This window comes from Micromonospora sp. NPDC020750 (assembly GCF_044334565.1).
Lineage (GTDB): Bacteria > Actinomycetota > Actinomycetes > Mycobacteriales > Micromonosporaceae > Micromonospora.
Genome location: NZ_JBIRTH010000009.1, coordinates 127,240 through 147,980, shown reverse-complemented (window position 1 = coordinate 147,980; position 20,741 = coordinate 127,240). Strand labels below are relative to the sequence as shown.

The window sequence follows — 20,741 nt, the reverse complement described above, 5'->3', positions numbered from 1 at the left end:
CGTCCGCCTCCTTTCGGCCAACCCGCTGCCCTCGACCGGGCCCGGGGTGGCACGATCTGGCGATGGCAGTGACGACACGGACATTGGGTCGCAGCGGCATCGAGGTCAGCGCCCTCGGCATGGGGTGCTGGGCGATCGGTGGTCCCTGGGCCGAGGGCGTCCAGCCGCTGGGCTGGGGCGCGGTCGACGACGACGAGTCCGTCCGCGCGGTGCGCCGCGCGCTCGATCTCGGGGTCACCCTCTTCGACACCGCCGACACGTACGGGGCCGGGCACGGCGAGCGGGTCCTCGGCCGGGCCCTCGCCGGCCGGCGCGACGAGGCCGTGATCGCCACCAAGTGGGGCTACACGTTCGACGAGGACGCCCGCCAGGCCACCGGGGAGGACCCCTCGCCGGAGTACCTGCGCCGGGCGGTCACCGACTCCCTGCGCCGGCTGGACACCGACCGCATCGACCTCTACCAGCTGCACCTGGGCGACCTGCCGGCGCCGAGGGCCGAGGCGCTGCTCGGCGTCTGCGAGGACCTCGTCGCCGACGGCCTGGTCCGGGCGTACGGGTGGAGCACCGACCGGGTCGACCGGGCCACCCGGCTCGGGCAGGGCGCCCGGCACGCCACCGCCGTGCAACACACCCTGTCGGTGCTGCGTGACGCCCCCGAGTTGCTCGCCGTCTGCGACAAGTACGACCTGGCCAGCGTCAACCGCAGTCCGCTGGGGATGGGCCTGCTCACCGGCAAGTACGGCGCCGGCTCCACGCTGCCCCGCGACGACGTGCGGGGGGCCACGGCGAACTGGCTGGAGTGGTTCCGCAGCGGCCGACCCGCCCCGGAGTGGCTGCGCCGGGTCGGGGCGGTCCGGGCGGCGCTCACCGCCGACGGGCGCACCCTGGCCCAGGGCGCGCTGGGCTGGATCTGGGCGCGCAGCGACCGAGCTGTCCCGATCCCTGGCTGCCGCACCGTCGCCCAGGTCGAGGAGAACGCCGCCGCACTGGCCCTCGGCCCGCTCGCCCCCGACCACTTCGCCGAGGTGGAACGCCAACTGGCGGCCCTCCGCGCAGCCGCCCTCCGCTCCGCCGACCGCCCCCGCTGGCCCATGCCCCCCACCCCCTCCGCCCGCCCCTGACCCCCCACCCCTCCCGCCCTCGCCCTCCCGCACCCCACCCAGCCCCGTCGATCTTGCAGTTGTGGCCCCCGGAACGAGGCTTTTGCGCCATTTGCCGGGGCCGTAACTGCAAGATCGCGGGTGCGGGGGGCGGGGTGCGGGGTGGGGTCAGGGGGTGGGGGGGTGCTCGTTGCGGGTCTGGTCGGACAGGTGGGTGGGCATCGGGTCGTGGCGGGTGAAGTGGCGGCGGAAGGTGCCGGTGCCGGAGGTCAGGGCGCGCAGTTCGATCGCGTACCGGAGCAGCTCGACGGCCGGGACCTCGGCCCGGACCACGGTGCGGCCGTCGGCGTCCGGGTCCGGCTCGGTGCCGAGCACCCGGCCGCGCCGGCCGGAGAGGTCGCCCAGCACCGCCCCGACGGTGTGGTCCGGCACCCGGACGGCCACCTCGTCCACCGGCTCCAGCAGGGTCGGCTGGCCCTTCTCGGCGGCGTGGCGCAGCGCCAGCGCCCCGGCGGTCTGGAACGCCGCGTCGGAGGAGTCGACGCTGTGCGCCTTGCCGTCGACGAGGGTCACCCGCAGGTCCACCACCGGGTACCCGGCGACCAGGCCGCGCTCCAGCTGGGCCCGCACGCCCTTCTCCACCGACGGGACGTAGTTGTGCGGCACCGCCCCGCCGACCACCCGGTCGACGAACTCGAAGCCGGCCCCCCGGGGCAGCGGCTCCACCTCGATGTCGCAGACGGCGTACTGGCCGTGGCCGCCGGACTGCTTGACGTGCCGGCCGTGCCCGGTGGCCGGGGCGGCGAGGGTCTCCCGCAGCGCCACCCGGACCGGCTCGGTGTCCAGCTCGACGCCGCCACCGCGCAGCCGGTCGAGCACCACGTCGGCGTGTGCCTCGCCCATGCACCACAGGACGAGCTGATGGGTCTCCGGGTTGCGTTCCAGTCGCAGCGTCGGGTCTCCGGCGACCAGCCGAGCCAGGTTGCGGGACAGGGTGTCCTCGTCGGCCCGGCTGCGCGCGGCGACCGCCACCGGCAGCAGCGGCTCGGGCATCTCCCACGGGGCCACCAGCAGCGGGTCGTCCTTGGCGGAGAGCGTGTCGCCGGTCTCCGCGCTGCCCGACTTGGTGATCGCGCAGATGTCGCCGGCCACGCAGACCGGCACCTCGCGCAGGGTCGCCCCCAGCGGCGTGTGGAGGTGCCCGACCCGCTCGTCCGCGTCGTGGTCGGGGTGCCCCCGCTCGGCCAGGCCATGGCCGGCGACGTGCATCGTCCGGTCGGGGCGCAGGGTGCCGGAGAAGACCCGGACCAGGGAGACCCGGCCGACGTGCCGGTCCACCGTCGTGCGGACCACCTCGGCGACGAGCGGGCCGTCCGGGTCGCAGGTCAGCGGCGGCCGGGGGGAGCCGTCCACGCCGGTGACGGCGGGCAACTCGTGCTCCAGCGGCGACGGGAATGCCGATACGAGGCCGTCGAGCAGTACGTCCAGCCCGACGCCGGTCGCCGCGCAGACCGGCACCACCGGGTGGAAGTGCCCCCGGGCGACCGCCTTCTCCAGGTCGGCGACCAGCACCTGCGTGTCGATCTCCTCGCCGGCGAGGTAGCGGTCCATCAGGGACTCGTCCTCGCTCTCGGCGATGATCCCCTCGATCAGCTCGTTGCGGGACTCGGCGATCGCCGGCAGGTGCTCCGGGTCGGGCTCGCGCACCTGGGCCGGCAGCCCGGCGGTGTAGTCGAAGACCCGGCGGGTGACCAGGTTGAGCAGTCCGACGACGGACTCGCCGTCGTCGCCGAGCATCGTCAGGTGCAGGGGGACCACGTTGTCGCCGAAGACCCGCTGGCACAGCGCCACGGCCTCGTCGAAGTCCGCGCGGGGGTGGTCCAGCCGGGTCACCGCGACCGCCCGGGGCATGCCCACCGCGGCGCACTCCTCCCAGAGCGTGGCGGTGGCGGCGTCCATCCCGTCGACGGCGGAGACCACGAACAGCGCGGCGTCGGCGGCCCGCAGGCCGGCGCGCAGCTCGCCGACGAAGTCGGCGTACCCCGGGGTGTCCAACAGGTTGATCTTGACGCCGTCGTGCACCAGCGGGGCGCAGGCCAGGCTCACCGAGCGCTGTTGGCGCACGGCGGCCGGGTCGTGGTCGCAGACCGTGGTGCCGTCGGTGACCGTGCCGGCCCGCCCGATCGTGTCGGTCGCCGCGAGCAGGGCCTCGACCAGGGTCGTCTTGCCCGCCCCGGAGTGCCCGACGAGCACCACGTTGCGAATACTGGCGGGATCGGTCACCACCGGCACGCCGCCGGTGACCCCCTTGTCCTGATTCCTCTGCGCCATGGGGCGCACCTCCCTCAGCCGGTGGTTGGTGGCGACCGCCGCGCGACGGGGAAGCGGCCCGGTGCGGAAGCTCTGCGGCGCCATCCTCCGGTGATCTGCCGTGCGGCGGGTACGGGACGGTCGGTCGGGTGAGCTGGCTCACCCTCAGGCTCGATCTCACACCCCTCGGGGGGCCGGCACAAGACTTCCCCGGGCGGGTCGGTGACCGTGGCGTGCCCCCGCCGGGGGCCGGCCGTTATCGTGGGACCGCCATGGCGAAGATCTTCCAAGTGTCGGTCCGGGCGGGGATGACCCGTGTCGTTGAGCCGATCGCGCGCGGCCTGCTCCGCGCAGGCGTGTCCCCCAATGCTGTCACCGTCACCGGCACCCTCGGGGTGCTGGCCGGTGCGCTCGGCTTCGGCGCCCGCGGCCATCTGGTAGCCGGCGCCCTCATCGTGACGTTCTTCGCGCTGACCGACCTGCTCGACGGGACGATGGCCCGGATGAGCGGTGGCTCGACGAGATTCGGGGCGTTCCTCGACTCGAGCATGGACCGGGTCGCCGACAGCGCCGTCTTCGGCGCGGTCGCGTACTGGCTGGCCACCGAGGGCGACCACGCCGGGGTCGCCGCCGCGCTGCTCTGCCTGGCCGCCGGCGGCCTGGTCTCCTACGTCAAGGCCCGCGCCGAAGGGCTCGGGATGACCTGCAACGTGGGCATCGCCGAGCGGACCGAGCGGCTGCTCATCGTCGGCGTGGGCGGCCTGCTCACCGGCTTCGGCGTGCCGCACGCCCTGCAGATCGCGCTCTGGCTGCTGGCCGCCGTCTCGATCTTGACCGTGGGCCAGCGGATCGCCCACGTGTACCGGCAGGCCCGCGAGGCAGCCCCGGACGGGTCGCAGGGGTGAACCTGACCGAGCTCGGCTACGTCGCCGGCTGGCGTCTGGTCCGCGCGCTTCCCCGGCCCGTGGTGGCTGCGGCCTTCCGGGCGGGCGCCGACCGCGCCCACCGCTCCGGCGGCGGGGGTACGGCCCGACTGCGCGCCAACCTGCGCCGGGTGGTCGGCCCCGAGCTGCCCGAGGCGGAGCTGGACGACCTGCTCCGGCGCGGCCTGCGCTCCTACGCCCGGTACTGGATGGAGGCGTTCCGGCTGCCGGCGCTGAGCCGGGAACAGATCCTCGCCGGGTTCCGACTCGCCCCCGAGGGGGTCGACCGGCTCGCCGCCGACGTGGCTGCCGGCCGGGGCGCGGTGGTGGCGCTGCCGCACGCCGGCAACTGGGACGCCGCCGGGGCCTGGGTGGCGGCCACCGGCTGGCCGATCACCACGGTCGCCGAGCGGCTCAAGCCCGAGGGCATCTACCAGCGGTTCCTCGCCTTTCGGCGGGGGCTGGGCATGGAGATCCTGCCCACCCACGGCGGCGAGCGGCCCGCGTTCGACGTGCTGGTGGACCGGCTGCGCGCCGGCGCGGTGGTGCCGCTGCTGGCCGACCGGGACCTTTCCGCCCGGGGGATCGAGGTCGACTTCTTCGGCGCGCGGACCCGGCTGCCGGCCGGCCCGGCGCTGCTGGCGCTGCGCACCGGGGCACCGCTCTACGTCGCCTCATTGTGGTACGAACCGGACGCGGCGTGCGCCTCGATCGAGGGTCCGCTGCCCGTGCCCGGCGAGGACGGCGGGCCGCTGGACCAGCGGGTCCGGGCGCTGACCCAGCGGATTGCCGACGGACTGGCGGCGGGCATCGCCCGGCATCCGGAAGACTGGCACATGTTGCAACGGATGTGGCTGGACCAGCGCGGCACCGGCGACGGCGGTCCCCGACCCGTCTCCACGCCGCCGGCCGCCACCGGAACGGTCTGAGGCGGAGGGCGCTCACATGCGGATCGGCATCGTGTGCCCGTACTCCTTCGACGTGCCCGGCGGGGTGCAGAACCACGTGATGGACCTGGCCGAGGCGCTGATCTGGCTCGGGCACGAGGTGAGCGTCCTCGCCCCCGCCGACGAGGACTCCCCGCTCCCGCCGTACGTGGTGTCGGCGGGCCGGGCCGTGCCGCTGCCGTACAACGGGTCGGTGGCCCGGATCGCGTTCGGCCCGGTCTCCACCACCCGGGTCCGGCGGTGGATCGCCCGGGGCGACTTCGACGTGCTGCACGTGCACGAGCCGCTGACGCTGAGCCTGTCGATGCTCGCCGTGCTCTCCGCGAAGGGGCCGGTGGTGGCCACCTTCCACACCGCGATGACCCGGTCCCGGGTGCTCGCCGCCGCGCAGGGCCTGCTGCAGATCGTGCTGGAGCGGATCACCGCCCGGATCGCGGTCAGCGCCCTGGCGCGCAAGGTGCAGGTCGAGCACATGGACGGCGGCGCGGTGGAGATCCCCAACGGGGTCACCGTGGCCAAGTTCAGCCACGCGACACCGCTGCCCGGCTGGCCGGGGGAGTGCGACCTGGCCGAGGGCGGCACGCTCGGCTTCCTCGGCCGGTTCACCGAGGCCCGCAAGGGCTTCCCGATCCTGTGCGACGCGTTCGTCGAGCTGGCCCGCTCCCGCCCGGGACTGCGGCTGCTGGTTGCCGGGCCGGGCGATCCGGACGACCTGTTCGACCAGTTCCCCGCCGAGCTGCGCGACCGGGTCACCTTCCTCGGCCTGGTCTCCGAGGAGGACAAGGCGCGCATGCTGCGCAGCGTCCACCTCTACGTGGCCCCGAACACCGGCGGGGAGTCGTTTGGGATGATCCTCACCGAGGCCCTCGCCGCCGGCACCACGGTGGTGGCCAGCGACCTGGACGCGTTCCGCCGGGTGCTCGACGGCGGCCGGGCCGGGCTGCTCTTCCCCACCGGGGACGCGGTGGCGCTGCGGGCGGCCCTGGCCGGGCTGCTGGACGACCCGGCGCGGCGGGCCGCGCTGACCGCGTGCGGGGACCAGGTGGTGGCGCACTTCGACTGGCCGGTCGTCGCCCGCCGGGTGCTGGAGGTGTACGCGGCGGCGATCGAGGCGACCGACGGGCGGGTGATCGACCAGGAGTGGGCGGGGCTGGGCTGACCGCCGTGACCGGAAGTGCCGGTGGGACGCAGGTGTCGGGGCGGGTCGCGCCCCGGCCGGAGGCGAACGGAGCAGCACTACGATGCCGGGCATGTGGTGGTGGTTGGGCGGGATTCTCGTCGTGGGGCTGCTCGCGGCGTACCTGACCTGGACCGTCGGCCGGGTCGAGCGGCTGCGCCTGCGCGCGGAGTCGGCGGCCCGGGCACTGGAGGCGCACCTGCTGCGCCGGGCGGCCGCCGCCGCGGTGCTGGCCGAGCGGCGCTACGGCGTGGAGCTGTACGCGGCGGCCCGGATCGCGTTGGACGCCGAGCCGGAGGAGCGGGAGGCTGCGGAGAACGACCTAACCCGGCAGCTGCGGGCGGTGCGGCTGGACCCGGCCGACCCGGACTGCGAGGCGGTGATCGCCGCGAGCCGGCGGCTCGCCCTGGCCCGTCAGGTGCACACCGACCTGGTCCGGGACGCCCGCGCGGCGCGGGGCCGGCGGTTGGTGCGGCTGTTGCGGATGGGCCGCCGGCACCCGTGGCCGCGCTACTTCGACATCGACGACCCGACCCTCGCGCTCCCCGCCGACGTGCCCGCCTGAGCGGCGTCTGCCGCAGTCCGGGCCCGTCGACCAGCGGCCGGGCCGGGGTGATGACGGCCACAGAGCAGGCCACCCGGGGTCTGATTGGCTGTCGGACCGGCGTTGACCCCGTCGTAGCATTCAGCTGAGCCACCCCCCGAGCACGCCGAGGAGCGATAACCCGTGCCCGAAACCATCTCCCCGAACGCCAGCGCCACCCCCGTCGTCGGCACCGCCCGCGTCAAGCGCGGCATGGCCGAGATGCTCAAGGGCGGCGTGATCATGGACGTGGTCACCGCCGAGCAGGCCAAGATCGCCGAGGACGCCGGAGCTGTCGCGGTGATGGCCCTGGAGCGGGTGCCCGCCGACATCCGCGCCCAGGGCGGGGTGTCCCGGATGAGCGACCCCGACATGATCGACAGCATCATCAACGCCGTCTCGATCCCCGTGATGGCCAAGGCCCGGATCGGCCACTTCGTCGAGGCCCGGATCCTCCAGTCGCTCGGCGTGGACTACGTCGACGAGTCCGAGGTGCTCACCCCGGCCGACTACGCCAACCACATCGACAAGTGGGCGTTCACTGTCCCCTTCGTGTGCGGAGCGACCAACCTGGGCGAGGCGCTGCGCCGGATCACCGAGGGCGCGGCCATGATCCGCTCCAAGGGCGAGGCCGGCACCGGTGACGTCTCCAACGCCACCATGCACATGCGCAAGATCCGTCAGGAGATCGCCCGGCTCAGCTCGCTGCCGGCCGACGAGCTGTTCGTCGCGGCCAAGGAGCTCCAGGCCCCGTACGAGCTGGTCAAGGAGGTCGCCGAGACCGGCAAGCTCCCGGTGGTGCTGTTCACCGCCGGCGGCATCGCCACCCCGGCCGACGCCGCGATGATGATGCAGCTCGGCGCCGAGGGTGTCTTCGTCGGCTCCGGCATCTTCAAGTCCGGCAATCCGGCCCAGCGGGCCGCCGCGATCGTCAAGGCCACCACCTTCCACGACGACCCGGACGTGCTGGCCAAGGTCTCCCGGGGCCTCGGCGAGGCGATGGTCGGCATCAGCGTCGACGAGATCCCGCAGCCGCACCGCCTGGCCGAGCGCGGCTGGTGACGTGAGAGGAGGGCCCCTGCTCCCTGCCTCAGGCGGAGCAGGGGCCCTCTTTCTGACACCCGAGAGGAGTGAACGTGACGGCACCGGTCATCGGTGTGCTCGCCCTGCAGGGTGACGTCCGCGAGCACGTGGGCGCGCTGGCCGGGGTCGGGGCGGATGCCCGCCCAGTCCGCCGCCCGGGCGAGCTGGACGCGGTCGACGGGCTGGTCATCCCCGGGGGCGAGTCCACCACGATCAGCAAGCTCGTCGACATCTTCGAGATGCGGGAGCCGATCGACAAGCGGATCGTCGCCGGGATGCCGGTCTACGGCTCCTGCGCCGGCATGATCATGCTGGCCACGGAGGTGCTCGACGGTCGCCCCGACCAGCGCGGCTTCGCCGGAATCGAGATGACGGTGCGGCGCAACGCGTTCGGCCGGCAGGTCGACTCGTTCGAGGCGCCGGTGGAGATCGCCGGGGTCGGGGGCGAGCCGTTCCACGCGGTCTTCATCCGGGCACCCTGGGTCGAGCGGGTGGGCCCGGACGTCGAGGTGCTGGGCCGGGTCACCGACAGTCCCGCCGCGGACCGGATCGTCGCGGTTCGGCAGGGCAACCTGCTGGCCACCTCCTTCCACCCGGAGCTGACCGGCGACCTGCGCCTGCACCGCTACTTCGTGGACCTGGTCCGCGCCGCGGCGTGACCCCGCGTACCGGGGGCCGGCACTCCGGCGGGCGGCGTCCGGTTCGTAGGGCAGGGCGGCTGGCGTACGGCGGGCCGGACCGCGGTGGTGCCGCGCGCTCAGTGGTGCCGGGGGTTGGGGCGCGCCCAGCCGTGCAGCACCGGGTCGGTGAGGTGGTTGAACCTGGTCATCCGGGTCGGCCACTCGCTCTTGAAGGCCACCACCTGTTCCTCCGGCGAGAGTTGCAGCAGTTCACCGACGTTGCAGCCGAGCCGATGGGACAGGTCGCGGGCGGCGCCGAAGTTGGCCGGTCCGAAGACCTGCAACACCCCCGAGTTGTTGATCATTGTCTCGCCCGCCACGTCGTAGAGGCTGGTGAGCTGGGCCAGGTCCTGCCAGAAGGTCCAGGTCCGCAGCCCGTACCCGCGCAGCAGGGTGATGGCGTCCTGCAACAGCGAGAACCGGCCCAGCTGGGCCGCCTCGTCGATGAGGAAGAGCAGCCGGGACTGGTTCATCGACCGGCTGTTCATCACGTAGTAGAGCAGGCAGCCGACCCAGGCGCGGAGCAGCCGCTGGTGGGTCCGCAGCTTGTGCGGGGGGATCACCACGTAGATCGAGATCCGCCGGGCCGGGTCGACCAGATCGGTGAGGCGGAAGCTCGTGGTGTCCGTGGCCTCGACCGTGCGTTGGGAGCTGAACGGCGCCAACTGCTGGGCCGCGGTGGCCAGGATGCCGGAGAAGGTCTTGTCGGCGTCCATGCTCACCAGCATCTCGAACTCCTGCCGGGTGCCGGGCGGCATGTGCTTGCCCCGGTTCTCCAGCGCCGCCGCCAGCCGGTAGCGCAGGTCGGTGTCGAACAACTGGGCGCGCAGCTCGTGCAGGGAGTTGCGGCGGTCGGGCTGGCCGGTCATCAGGTCAGCGGTCAGCCCGGCGATCAGCAGTTGGGCCATCTCGTCCCAGAACGGGTCGGTGAGCGAGCGCACCCCACCCATCAGGATGTCGGACAACACCCGGCCGAAGTCCTCCGCCTCCTCGGCGGCGTCGTCGTCGCGGCGCAACACGTCGAACACGTCGAACGGGTTCAACGAGCCCCGCGCGTCCCGGCCGCTGTGACTGGCCCCGAACGGATCCAGCAGGACGATCTCGTTGCCGAGGACGGATCGGCGGTGTTCGTGCGTGACGTCGTAGTTCTCGCCCTTGGGATCGAACACCACGACCGATCCCTCGTACGTCAGCAGGTTGGGGATGATCACGTCCCGTCCCTTGCCGGCCCCGGTGGGCGCGACGGTCATCAGGTGGCTGTCGTCGTCCGAGGCGACCACCGCGCCCAGCGCGGCGTCCTCGACGATGTGCTCCTCACCGACGCCCTGCCGGATCCGCGCACTGGTGACGCTCGGCCGGCGCTGGGCGAAGCGGCTCTTGACCTGTGGCTCCGGTTCGAGGTGGCGGACCGCGGCACGCCCGAGGATCAGCTTCGACACGGGGCTCCTCCTAGCGGGGACGGCGGGTGACCCGGGCGGGCAGGAAGCCGGTCATGGTGCCGCTGCCCGAGCCTGCCGAGACGATCAGGTTGAGGGACTTGTCGTGCTGGTGGCCGAGGACGTCGAAGTAGCGGACCTCCACCACCAGGGAGCCCTGTTCGGGGATGTGCGGCGGTTGGGTGAACCGCAACCGCTGCTCGACGTCGGTCGCCGGCTGCACCACGTCGGCCTTGGGACCGGCCAGCTCGGTGAAGCGCAGCGCGGCCCGGTCGAGCCTTATCCCGGCGATGTGCAGGCCGAGCATCGGGCCGGCCCCGACATTGCGGAGCCGGACGGAGAGCACGATCAGATCCTGACTGCGCCAGGTCAGCCGGGAGTCCTGGATCATCGCCACCGGCACCACCGAGGTCTCCAACTGCTGGCCGGCGATTCGGGCCTCCTGCGCGGAGGCCCGGTTGTTCTGCCAGGAGAGTGCCAGTGCGACGACGCTGAACGTCAGGGTGACCCCCAGCCCGACGACCTGGAGGAGGTTGACGGTGTCCTGGGTCACGGCATCGCCCCGACCGCGCAGGAGAAGTTCCAGTCCTTGAAGAAGTCGGCCATGAAACCCTTGACCACCCGGTCGCGGAAGAAGTCGCGATAGGGGACCTCGTAGTTCTCCAGCAGGAAGTCCGGGCGGGGCGCCAGCCGGGAGCCGGGTTCCGAGTCGTCCCCGTCGATGGTTTCCGCGATGCAGTGGAAGTCGAGCCAGATGCCCCGGTAGCCCTGGTTGCCCGGTGCCTGGATGTCGTAGATCTCGCGCAGGTGCACGCCGGGGGCGGCCTCCCGGAAGTTGGATATCTTGAGGTCCAGTCGGCCGGTGCGCAGCGAACTGGCGGCGTCCCGGCCGGCGAGCACGGGACGGAACCGGCCGTCCTCGTCGGGACGGCGGGCGAGCAGCGGGCCGATCAGCTCGTGGCTGCTCACCGGTTTCTGCGCGCGCACCGGGATGAAGTCGTAGACGATCAGCGAGAAGCGGTAGCCGGCCCGCAGCGGTTGCAGGTCGAAGTCCGAGTCCAGCACCTCGGTCAGGTCGATGGCGATCCGGGACACCAGGCCCTGGAGGTACGGCATCAGGAGCCGGTACCAGTTGTGGAACAGCCGCAGTGACGATCCGGAGCGGCTGAGGGTGATCCGTAGATCCCGATGGATGGCAATGCGGAAACCGAACGAGGGTTCCTTGTAGACCACGCCGATGTTGCCGTCGGACCAGTCGAGCCGCAGGGTGTCGACCTCGTACAGTTCGGAGGCCTCCAGAACCTCGGCCACCGCGCGGTAGAGGCGGGCGCCCACGACGCGTTTCAGCGCGTCGGGCAACTGCAGGTCGTGCGCTGCGGGCAGTTCGACGATAAGGGAGAAACCGTTCAGGGCGTCCACCCCGTCGGCGCCGATCATCGTCAGTCCGGTGGTGAATTCGTCGAAGGTTTCGAGCACAGGCCCTCCCGGTCCGGGTGCACGGCGAACGCAGGTTATCGATCGGTGCGCCGCAATTGCAGGGGTGGAGAAGGTTGCGGGAAGCGACCCGTTGTCGGGTTCGGCTGGCCGTTCGGCGGACGATCCGGTCGGGAGGTCGGGAATCGGCAGGCCAGCGGGGGTGCGGTAGCGCGGTGCGGCGTACCGTCGCGGCGTGGTCCTCAGGTGGCCTTCCGGGTGGGGGCCGCGCGAGTGTCGGATGCCCGTCACCGCTGCGCCGGGCCCGCCGGACGCGGTGGGGCCGGTCGCGGTGGCGGGTGTGACGCCGTCAGGTGCGGCCTCGGTAGGATTACCGGCGGTTCGGCAGGGCCGCCGCCTGTCGCAGCCCTCCACGCGGGCCCGCCCGGTCCGGCCGGTGGCATGCGGTGCCCGGTGGCGGTGTGGAGTTGGCGCGGGCAGTCGACGCAGGCGTGATCAACAGACGGAGGTAGCAGATGTCCGGCCACTCAAAGTGGGCGACCACCAAGCACAAGAAGGCCGTGATCGACGCCAAGCGCGGCAAGATGTTCGCCAAGCTGATCAAGAACGTCGAGGTCGCGGCCCGCATCGGCGGCGGCGACCCGGCCGGCAACCCCACCCTCTACGACGCCATCCAGAAGGCGAAGAAGAGCTCCGTACCCAACGACAACATCGACCGGGCGGTCAAGCGCGGCTCCGGCCTGGAGGCCGGCGGCGCCGACTGGCAGACGATCATGTACGAGGGGTACGGCCCGAACGGCGTGGCGATGCTCATCGAGTGCCTCACGGACAACCGCAACCGGGCCGCGACCGAGGTGCGCACCGCGTTGACCCGCAACGGCGGATCGCTCGCCGACGCCGGGTCGGTGTCCTACATGTTCTCCCGCAAGGGCGTGGTGATCGTGCCCAAGGCCGGCACCACCGAGGACGACGTGATGATGGCGGTCCTCGATGCCGGGGCGGAGGAGGTCAACGACCTCGGCGAGGCGTACGAGGTGGTCTCCGAGCCGACCGACCTGATCGCCGTGCGCACCGCCCTGCAGGACGTCGGCATCGATTACGAGTCGGCCGAGTCCTCCCTCATCCCCAGCATGAACGTGCCGCTGGACGAGGAGGGCGCTCGCAAGGTCTTCAAGCTGATCGACGTCCTGGAGGACTGCGACGACGTGCAGAACGTCTACGCGAACTTCGACATCTCCGACGAGGTGATGGCCGCGGTCGGCTGAGCCGTGGCGACCGGGCGGGACCGGCGGTTCGCGCCGGGCGACGTGGTCGTCCGGCGCGAGATCCTGCGCGGCGAGGTCTGGTTCGCCGCCCCGACCGTCTGCGTGCGGGACTCGCCGGACCTGCTCGCCCTCTACCTGCCCACCGGGGCCGAGTTCGGCTTCCCCGAGCGCGGGAGCTTCCCCTGCGGGCGGCACCCCTGGCAGGTCGCCGGGCAGCGCGCGTGGCGCGGGCCCGGCAAGCTGATGCTGCACCGCCCCGGCGAGGCACACTCCGTCGACGTGTTCTGGGCCGAACCGGGGCAGTCGTTCGCCGGCTGGTACTTCAACCTCCAGGACCCGCTGCGGCGCACCCCGATCGGGGTGGACACCCTCGACCACGAGCTGGACCTGTGGTGGGCGGCGGACGCCGACCGGTACGAGTTCAAGGACGTCGAGATGTTCGCCCAGCGCCTCGTCGAGGGGCGCTATCCGGGCATGGCGGCGACCATCCGCGCGGAGGGCGACCGGATCGCGGCCCTGCTCGACGCGGGGGAGCGCTGGTGGGATCCGGCGTGGGCGCGGTGGCGTCCCGACCCGGCCTGGCCGGTGCCGACGCTGCCCGCCGGGTGGGACACCGTCCCCTGCTGAACCCGGCCGCGCGGTCCTCCGGCCCACCGCTACGAGCCCCCGCTCTGATTCGTTGCGCCGGCCCGACACGCCCGGTGACGACGTGCCGGGCCGGGCGGCGGGGGCGGTCAGCCCGCGCGCCGGGCCTTGACGCCGGAGTCGATCAGGTCCCAGACCAGGATCACCACCGTCGTGATGATCGCGATGACGGTGATCGACTGCCGGTTGCCCTCGTCCTGGAGCCAGACGAAGCGCTCGACCAGGTCCGGGTTGAGCAGCCGGTCGTCCGCCAGCAGCCAGACCACGGGCACCGAGAACGCCAGGTCCAGCGCGGCCTTCACCGCGACCAGCGGCCAGGTCCAGCGCCCGACGCGGTACTTGACCAGTTCGAAGACCACACCGGCCAGCAGCACGGCCATCAGCACCGGCAGCCACGACCGCCACAGCGCCGGGTCGAGCAGCGGGATGCGCTCGCCGTCGATCTGCCGCGCCCACGACCAGAAGTGCTGCCAGGGCAGGAAGGCCGCGGTGAACAGCAACAGGGCGACGGACGCGGCGATGTCGGTCAGGGCCATGTCCTGCTTCGCCGGCACCTCGGGCAGTTGGTCGACCGTCCACGCCGGCAGCTTCAGCGACGGGTCGGCGCGCTCGATGATCGCGAAGGTCAGGGTCACCCAGAACGTGACCTGGATCGCGACCTCGAAGGCGGTGGCGAACCCGGAGCCGATCGCGGGGGCCGGGTCCTCCCCGGTGGCTGCCTTGACCACCCCGACCATCGTGCCCACCAGCGCCGGGACGAAGGTGAGCAGCAGCCGCAGCAGCCGCTGCCAGTGCAGGTAGTAGGTGGGGCCGATGAGCTGCAACCGGCGGTCGGCGTACCGGGCGGCGAGCCGGTCGGGGTTGCCGAGCTCGTTGAGCACCTCGCGCTCGGCGGTGGCGGCGTCCCGCCCGGCCTCCGTCCGACCCTCGATCATGTCCTCGATCGAGCCGCGCAGCTCGGTGGCGATCTCCTCCCGCCGGGGGGCGGGCACCGCGCGCAGGGTGGCGGCGAGATAGCGGTCGGTCAGCGAACTCATCGGTCCACTCCTTCGATCAGGCTCGTGAGGGATTTCTGCACGGCGGAGAGGTCGGTCAGTAGCAGTCGCAGCACCGTCTCGCCGTCGTCACTGGTCTGGTAGAACTTCCGCGGCCGGCGCTCCTCGGTGTTCCACTCGCTGGTCAGCAGCCCCTGCTCCTCCAGTCGGCGCAGCAGGGGGTAGAGCGTGTTGGCGTCCACGGGGAAGCCGTGGTCGGCGAGCCGCTGGAGCAGCGCGTAGCCGTAGCCCGGCTGGCGCAGCGCGACCAGGCTCGCCACCACCACCGTCCCCCGGCGCAGCTCCTGTAGATGGGTCCGCAGGATGTCGTCGCTCACCATGCCTCACACCATACTGTATGCCACACACTATTGTCGCCTGGCACATCGTTGTTCCCGGCCGAGGCTCGTCCGGGCCAAGGATGGCGGACCTGACCACCACCGCAGACCTGGTCCGGGCCGACCTGCTCCACCTGGCTGGAGGAGCGGTCCGGGCCCGTGCGCACAAGCCGTCCGGCGGCGCGGGTTGCGGCGACGACCAGCCCGTATGTGCAGAACGCGCCGGCGCGGATGGAGTTCACCAACTCCGACCGGTGCCTGGTGAACTGCACCACCCAGGACGAGACCACCGCGCTCAACCCGAAGCCTGCGCCGAAGCCGACGAAGAAGCCGGGTCCGGGCACCAGGGGCAAGCCGTCGACGAAGAACGTCGGAGCGACCATTAAAGAAGACCGGCTGCGAGCACAGCTTCGACCCGGCGACGCGCGTGGTCAGTCGGCTGCTGCGGGGGCGCTTGGCGGGGTCTGGCCATTGTCGCTGGCGCGTCGGAGGTGTTCGGGCTGCTGGGCGAAGTTGCTGCGGTCGGCCTGGTATTTGATCACTGACGCGCCGTGTTGGAGTTCGCGTAGCGCGTCGACGCTTGGGGGACATGCGTGGCGCTCGATGCTAAGCGGTGGGCCGCCGGGAGCAAGGCTTGATCATGGCATTGCGTGTGTGGCGGGCGGGAACGCATAGCGAATCGCCTGGCCGGTCAGGTTGGCTCGTGGTGAGTGCTCTGGCCGAGGCGCAGGTGTGGTTCGGGCGCCATCAGGCTGTGGAGGAGACGCGGGCCACGACCCTCGGCGCGGACGGTGGAGCCGGCGAGATCACCTCGGTAGGGTGGGTGCCGGTCGGCTCCGACCATCAAGATCCACATCGCCGGGGGGCGTCACGCATGGCTGATTCGTTCGCGCATCTGCATGTGCACACCGAGTACTCGATGCTCGACGGTGCGGCCCGGCTCAAGGACCTGTTCGCCGAGGCCAACCGGCTGGGCATGTCGGCGGTGGCGATGACCGACCACGGCAACATGCACGGCGCGAACGACTTCTACAAGCAGGCGATGGCCGCCGGGATCACCCCGGTCCTGGGCGTCGAGGCGTACGTCGCGCCGGAGTCGCGGTACCACAAGGCGCGGGTGAAGTGGGGCCGGCCGGAGCAGAAGAGCGACGACATCTCCGGCAACGGCGCGATCACCCACAAGACGATGTGGGCGGCCAACAAGACCGGCCTGCACAACCTGTTCACGCTCAACTCGCGCGCCTCCATGGAGGGTCACTACGTCAAGTGGCCCCGGATGGACATGGAACTGATCTCCGAGCACGCCGAGGGGATCATGGCCACCACCGGCTGCCCCTCCGGCGCGGTGCAGACCCGGCTGCGGCTCGGCCAGTTCGACGAGGCGCTCAAGGTCGCCTCCGCGTACCAGGACATCTTCGGCAAGGAGAACTACTTCCTGGAGCTGATGGACCACGGGCTGAGCATCGAGCAGCGGGTCCGTGAGGGGCTCACCGAGATCGGGAAGAAGCTCGGCATCCCGCCGGTGGTCACCAACGACTCGCACTACACCCACGAGGCCCAGGCCGAGGCGCACGACGTCCTGCTCTGCGTGCAGACCGGCAGCAACATCGCCGACCCGAACCGGTTCCGCTTCGAGGGCGGCGGCTACTTCATCAAGTCCGCCGACCAGATGCGCGCGGTGGACTCCTCCGAGCTGTGGTTGGAGGGCTGCCGCAACACCCTGCTGGTCGCCGAGAAGGTCGACCCGACCGGGATGTTCGAGTTCCACAACCTGATGCCGCGGTTCCCCGTCCCGGAGGGGGAGACCGAGGAGTCCTGGTTCCGCAAGGAGACCTTCGCCGGGCTGGCCCGCCGCTACCCCGGCGGCATCCCCGAGGGCCACGTCGTCCAGGCGGAGTACGAGCTGGGCGTCATCATCCAGATGGGCTTCCCGTCGTACTTCCTCGTGGTCGCCGACTTCATCCAGTGGGCGAAGAGCCAGGGCATCGCGGTGGGCCCGGGCCGTGGCTCGGCCGCCGGCTCCCTCGTCGCGTACGCGCTGGGCATCACCGACCTGGACCCGATCCAGCACGGGCTGATCTTCGAGCGGTTCCTCAACCCCGAGCGCGTCTCGATGCCGGACGTCGACATCGACTTCGACGAGCGTCGGCGCGGCGAGGTGATCAAGTACGTCACCGACAAGTGGGGCGAGGACAAGGTCGCCCAGATCGCCACCTTCGGCACGATCAAGGCGAAGGCCGCGATCAAGGACTCGGCCCGGGTGCTGGGCTTCCCGTACGCGGTCGGCGACCGGATCACCAAGGCGATGCCCCCGGCGGTGATGGGCAAGGACATCCCGCTCACCGGCATCTTCGACCCGAAGCACCCCCGCTACGCCGAGGCCGGGGAGATCCGTGGCCTGTACGAGTCGGACCCGGACGTGCGCAAGGTGATCGACACCGCGAAGGGCATCGAGGGGCTGATCCGGCAGACCGGCGTGCACGCCGCCGGCGTGATCATGTCCGCCGAGCCGATCATCGAGCACATCCCGCTGACGCGCCGGGACGCCGACGGGGCCATCATCACCCAGTTCGACTACCCGACGTGCGAGTCGCTCGGGCTGTTGAAGATGGACTTCCTCGGCCTGCGCAACCTGACGATCATCGACGACGCGGTCAAGAACATCCAGCTCAACCACGGCAAGGAACTCGACCTGCTGGGCCTGGACCTGGACGACAAGCCCGCGTACGAGCTGCTGGCCCGGGGCGACACCCTCGGCGTGTTCCAGCTCGACGGCGGGCCGATGCGCTCGCTGCTGCGGCTGATGAAGCCGGACAACTTCGAGGACATCTCCGCCGTCCTGGCGCTCTACCGGCCCGGCCCGATGGGCGTCGACTCGCACACCAACTACGCGTTGCGCAAGAACGGCCTCCAGGAGATCACCCCGATCCACCCGCAGCTGGAGGAGCCGCTGCGGGAGATTCTCGCCCCCACCCACGGCCTGATCGTCTATCAGGAGCAGGTGCAGCGCGCCGCGCAGATCCTGGCCGGCTACACCCTCGGCCAGGCCGACCTGTTGCGCCGGGCGATGGGCAAGAAGAAGAAGGAGATCCTCGACAAGGAGTTCGTCCCGTTCCGGGACGGCTGCCGCGAACGCGGCTACTCCGACGAGGCCATCCAGGCCGTGTGGGACGTGCTGGTCCCGTTCGCCGGGTACGCCTTCAACAAGGCCCACTCCGCAGCGTACGGCCTGGTCTCCTACTGGACGGCGTACCTGAAGGCGCACTACCCGGCCGAGTACATGGCCGGGCTGCTCACCTCCGTCGGCGACGACAAGGACAAGATGGCGCTCTATCTGGCGGAGTGCCGGCGGATGGGCATCCAGGTCCTGCCGCCCGACGTGAACACCTCCGCCGGGCCGTTCACCCCCGTCGGCAAGGACATCAGGTTCGGCCTCGCCGCCATCCGCAACGTCGGCGCGAACGTCGTCGCCTCGATCATGCGCTGCCGCCAGGAGAAAGGCGAGTACGCCGACTTCTACGACTTCCTGTCCAAGGTCGACGCGGTGGTCTGCAACAAGAAGACCATCGAATCGCTGATCAAGGCCGGCGCGTTCGACGTGATGGGCCACCCCCGCCGGGGCCTGCTCGCCGTGCACGCCGACGCCATCGACGCGTACGCCGACGTCAAGCGCAAGGAGGCCGTCGGCCAGTACGACCTGTTCGGCGCCGGCTTCGGCGACGCCGAGGCCACCGGCAGCACGACGGTCATGCCGACCATCGGCGACAGCGAGTGGGACAAGCGGGACAAGCTGGCCTTCGAGCGGGAGATGCTCGGCCTGTACGTCTCCGACCACCCGCTGTTCGGCCTGGAGCACGTGCTCAACGCCGCGGCCGACTGCACCATCGCCTCACTGTCCGAGGAGGGCACCGTTCCCGACGGCGCGGTGGTCACCCTCGCCGGCATCCTCTCCGGCGTGCAGCGCCGGGTCACCAAGCAGGGCCGGGCCTGGGCCTCGGCCACCCTCGAGGACCTCGCCGGCGGCGTCGAGACGCTGTTCTTCCCGAACACGTACGAGGTGATCGGCCAGTACATCGCCGAGGACGCCATCGTGGTGGTCAAGGGGCGGGTGGACCGCCGCGACGACACCCCGCGCATGATGGCGATGGACATGCAGCTGCCCGACGTCAGCAGCAGCCCGGGCAGCAAGCCGGTCACCCTGACCATCCCGGTGCACCGGTGCACGCCCCCGCTGGTGGAGCGGCTCAAGGAGACGCTGGTGCTGCACCCCGGCGACACCGAGGTGCACGTGAAACTGCTCAACGGCGGCAAGACCACCACCCTGCGGCTCGGGCCGTTCCGGGTCGCCGCCACCACCGCGCTGATGGGCGACCTGAAGAGCGTCCTCGGCCCGGCCAACGTCACCTGACCCCGCCGCCCGCCAGCCCGCCACGCCGCGACGGGTGCACGGCGATACCGCCCCGCCGGCCGGGGCGCGGGGTCTCCTCCCGGAGCCGTGCGCTGTTCCCGGCCGACGGGGCGGCCCGAGGTCAGACCCGGGTCATGGCCGACGGGTAGCCGCCCCCGCCGGGGTAGACCCACTCGCCGGCGACCGTCGTGCCGTCGGCGCTGAACGTGCCCCGGTAGTACGCCGGACTGCCCTTCGCGCCACCCCAGATGGTCAGCGTGTCGCCGGTCAGCTCGTAGACGTAGTCGAGGGTGTTGCCGGTGGAGTCGTAGAACCGTGACACCACATCCGCGCTCGCCGGCTCACCGAACGGGCGCAGGTTGCCGATCACCTCCAAGCCGGTGACGGGCTGGCCGACCATGGGGGAACCGGTCCGCCGGGCGTGCCCTCCGCCGGAGACCGACGACAGCCTCACCCTGCTGCTGCTCTGCTGCCATCCGGCGCTGAGCAGCACCTCCCAGGTGGCCCTCACGCTGCGCGCGGTGGGGGACTGACGACCGCCGAGATCGCGCACGCCCACGGGACGTCCGAAGCCACGATGGGCACCCGGATCAGTCGCGCCAAACAGCAACTGGCCCGCGCCGGTGCCCGCTTCACCCCGCCGACCGACGCCGACCGGCACAGTCGGATGGACGCCGTGGCGCAGGTGCTCTACCTCGTGTTCAACGAGGGCTACACGGCCTCCGCCGGTGCCGAACTCGCCCGCGTCGACCTGACCCGCGAGGCGATCCGGCTGACCCGGATGCTCCGCGACTGCATGCCGGACGACGCCGAGGTCACCGGACTGCTCGCGCTGATGCTGCTCACCGAGTCGCGGCGTGCCGCCCGTACCGGCCGCGACGACGAGTTGGTGCCGTTGGACGAGCAGGACCGGACGCGGTGGAATCCCGACCTGATCCGCGAGGGCACCGAGCTGATCGACAGTGTCTGGAGTCGGCGCGAGGTGGGCCCGTACCAGTTGCAGGCGGCGATCGCGGCCGTGCACGCCGTCGCCGCGTCGCCGGAGAGCACCGACTGGCCACAGATCGCGGCGCTGTACCTGTGGCTCGAACGGCTGAACCCGACCGCGCCGGTACGGCTGAGTCGGGCGGTGGCGGTGGCCAGGGCGTACGGTCCGGCCCGAGGGCTTTCCCTGCTCGACGCCCTCAACCGGCGCTTCCGGCTGGACCAGGAACCGCTGACCCGGCAACGGGAACGCGCGGTGCGCGCCCACCTGCGCGAGATGACCGGCGACGCGGTCGGCGCGGCGACGCTGTACCGCGAGGCGGCCACCCTGACGGGCAACCAGGTCGAGCGGCGGCACCTGCTTCGCCGCGCCGACCGCCTCGACTGACACTGC

The 20,741-nt window shown here is 71.8% G+C and carries 20 protein-coding genes; 12 read left to right on the top strand and 8 right to left on the bottom strand.

Going from position 1 to position 20,741, the window contains the following annotated elements; translation table 11 throughout:
- The first annotated feature begins 62 nt into the window (after nt 1-62).
- Entirely contained in the window at nt 63-1,121 is a 1,059-nt protein-coding gene (locus ACH4T9_RS25730) for an aldo/keto reductase (protein ID WP_396673914.1), read from the top strand.
- Nucleotides 1,122-1,268: 147 nt separating this feature from the next.
- On the opposite strand, the gene ACH4T9_RS25725 is transcribed toward ACH4T9_RS25730, so the two are convergent.
- Entirely contained in the window at nt 1,269-3,431 is a 2,163-nt protein-coding gene (locus ACH4T9_RS25725) for an elongation factor G-like protein EF-G2 (RefSeq protein ID WP_396673913.1), read from the bottom strand.
- A gap of 251 nt (nt 3,432-3,682) precedes the next feature.
- Here ACH4T9_RS25725 and pgsA point away from each other — a divergent pair, with 251 nt between their 5' ends.
- The 6 genes from pgsA to pdxT all read left to right on the top strand — a co-directional run bounded on the left by pgsA (nt 3,683) and on the right by pdxT (nt 8,782).
- Nucleotides 3,683-4,315: a phosphatidylinositol phosphate synthase gene (gene pgsA, locus ACH4T9_RS25720; protein WP_396673912.1), complete on the top strand. Its 633-nt coding sequence runs from the start codon at nt 3,683-3,685 to the stop codon at nt 4,313-4,315.
- Nucleotides 4,312-5,262, top strand: coding sequence for a phosphatidylinositol mannoside acyltransferase (locus tag ACH4T9_RS25715; RefSeq protein WP_396673911.1), 951 nt, complete (start codon nt 4,312-4,314; stop codon nt 5,260-5,262). Before pgsA ends, ACH4T9_RS25715 begins: the two co-directional genes overlap by 4 nt.
- 16 nt (nt 5,263-5,278) lie before the next feature.
- Entirely contained in the window at nt 5,279-6,439 is a 1,161-nt protein-coding gene (locus ACH4T9_RS25710; protein ID WP_396673910.1) for a glycosyltransferase family 4 protein, read from the top strand.
- Nucleotides 6,440-6,521: 82 nt separating this feature from the next.
- Nucleotides 6,522-7,022 carry a hypothetical protein gene (locus ACH4T9_RS25705; RefSeq protein WP_396673909.1) on the top strand — a complete coding sequence of 167 codons (501 nt, stop codon included), beginning with the start codon at nt 6,522-6,524 and terminating at the stop codon, nt 7,020-7,022.
- 162 nt (nt 7,023-7,184) lie between these two features.
- Nucleotides 7,185-8,102 (top strand): pyridoxal 5'-phosphate synthase lyase subunit PdxS, encoded by a 918-nt coding sequence (gene pdxS, locus ACH4T9_RS25700; RefSeq protein WP_396673908.1) that lies wholly within the window; start codon nt 7,185-7,187, stop codon nt 8,100-8,102.
- Nucleotides 8,103-8,176: 74 nt separating this feature from the next.
- On the top strand, nt 8,177-8,782 hold the full coding sequence (gene pdxT / locus ACH4T9_RS25695) for a pyridoxal 5'-phosphate synthase glutaminase subunit PdxT (RefSeq protein WP_396673907.1): 606 nt from the start codon (nt 8,177-8,179) through the stop codon (nt 8,780-8,782).
- A 98-nt stretch (nt 8,783-8,880) separates the two neighbouring features.
- On the opposite strand, the gene ACH4T9_RS25690 is transcribed toward pdxT, so the two are convergent.
- Genes ACH4T9_RS25690 through ACH4T9_RS25680 form a run of 3 tightly spaced genes read right to left on the bottom strand, consistent with a single transcriptional unit; the run spans nt 8,881 to nt 11,715 of the window.
- Nucleotides 8,881-10,242 carry a type IV secretory system conjugative DNA transfer family protein gene (locus tag ACH4T9_RS25690; RefSeq protein ID WP_396673906.1) on the bottom strand — a complete coding sequence of 454 codons (1,362 nt, stop codon included), beginning with the start codon at nt 10,240-10,242 and terminating at the stop codon, nt 8,881-8,883.
- A 10-nt stretch (nt 10,243-10,252) separates the two neighbouring features.
- Nucleotides 10,253-10,792: a hypothetical protein gene (locus ACH4T9_RS25685; RefSeq protein WP_396673905.1), complete on the bottom strand. Its 540-nt coding sequence runs from the start codon at nt 10,790-10,792 to the stop codon at nt 10,253-10,255.
- Nucleotides 10,789-11,715 carry a hypothetical protein gene (locus ACH4T9_RS25680; protein ID WP_396673904.1) on the bottom strand — a complete coding sequence of 309 codons (927 nt, stop codon included), beginning with the start codon at nt 11,713-11,715 and terminating at the stop codon, nt 10,789-10,791. Before ACH4T9_RS25680 ends, ACH4T9_RS25685 begins: the two co-directional genes overlap by 4 nt.
- A gap of 473 nt (nt 11,716-12,188) precedes the next feature.
- Here ACH4T9_RS25680 and ACH4T9_RS25675 point away from each other — a divergent pair, with 473 nt between their 5' ends.
- Both ACH4T9_RS25675 and ACH4T9_RS25670 read left to right on the top strand, forming a co-directional pair.
- Nucleotides 12,189-12,938, top strand: coding sequence for a YebC/PmpR family DNA-binding transcriptional regulator (locus ACH4T9_RS25675; RefSeq protein WP_396673903.1), 750 nt, complete (start codon nt 12,189-12,191; stop codon nt 12,936-12,938).
- A gap of 3 nt (nt 12,939-12,941) precedes the next feature.
- Nucleotides 12,942-13,565 (top strand): DUF402 domain-containing protein, encoded by a 624-nt coding sequence (locus ACH4T9_RS25670; RefSeq protein WP_396673902.1) that lies wholly within the window; start codon nt 12,942-12,944, stop codon nt 13,563-13,565.
- 107 nt (nt 13,566-13,672) lie between these two features.
- Here ACH4T9_RS25670 and ACH4T9_RS25665 read toward each other — a convergent pair whose 3' ends face one another.
- Genes ACH4T9_RS25665 through ACH4T9_RS25655 form a run of 3 tightly spaced genes read right to left on the bottom strand, consistent with a single transcriptional unit; the run spans nt 13,673 to nt 15,338 of the window.
- Nucleotides 13,673-14,620, bottom strand: coding sequence for a permease prefix domain 1-containing protein (locus ACH4T9_RS25665; RefSeq protein ID WP_396673901.1), 948 nt, complete (start codon nt 14,618-14,620; stop codon nt 13,673-13,675).
- Entirely contained in the window at nt 14,617-14,958 is a 342-nt protein-coding gene (locus ACH4T9_RS25660) for a PadR family transcriptional regulator (protein ID WP_396673900.1), read from the bottom strand. The genes ACH4T9_RS25665 and ACH4T9_RS25660 overlap by 4 nt, the downstream gene beginning before the upstream one ends.
- Nucleotides 14,952-15,338 carry a hypothetical protein gene (locus tag ACH4T9_RS25655; RefSeq protein ID WP_396686862.1) on the bottom strand — a complete coding sequence of 129 codons (387 nt, stop codon included), beginning with the start codon at nt 15,336-15,338 and terminating at the stop codon, nt 14,952-14,954. Before ACH4T9_RS25655 ends, ACH4T9_RS25660 begins: the two co-directional genes overlap by 7 nt.
- Nucleotides 15,339-15,829: 491 nt before the next feature.
- Here ACH4T9_RS25655 and dnaE point away from each other — a divergent pair, with 491 nt between their 5' ends.
- A complete protein-coding gene (gene dnaE, locus ACH4T9_RS25650) occupies nt 15,830-19,363 on the top strand; it encodes a DNA polymerase III subunit alpha (RefSeq protein WP_396673899.1) in 3,534 nt (1,177 codons plus the stop codon).
- Nucleotides 19,364-19,484: 121 nt separating this feature from the next.
- Here the strand turns inward: dnaE and ACH4T9_RS25645 are convergent, their stop codons facing one another.
- Nucleotides 19,485-19,763 (bottom strand): hypothetical protein, encoded by a 279-nt coding sequence (locus ACH4T9_RS25645; RefSeq protein ID WP_396673898.1) that lies wholly within the window; start codon nt 19,761-19,763, stop codon nt 19,485-19,487.
- On the opposite strand from ACH4T9_RS25645, the gene ACH4T9_RS25640 reads away from it, so the two are divergent.
- Together ACH4T9_RS25640 and ACH4T9_RS25635 are read left to right on the top strand one after the other, a co-directional pair.
- Complete coding sequence (locus tag ACH4T9_RS25640) at nt 19,762-19,896, top strand: hypothetical protein (protein WP_396673897.1); 135 nt, start codon at nt 19,762-19,764, stop codon at nt 19,894-19,896. The genes ACH4T9_RS25645 and ACH4T9_RS25640 overlap by 2 nt on opposite strands.
- A gap of 44 nt (nt 19,897-19,940) precedes the next feature.
- Nucleotides 19,941-20,735, top strand: coding sequence for an RNA polymerase sigma factor (locus ACH4T9_RS25635; protein WP_396673896.1), 795 nt, complete (start codon nt 19,941-19,943; stop codon nt 20,733-20,735).
- Nucleotides 20,736-20,741: the final 6 nt, after the last annotated feature.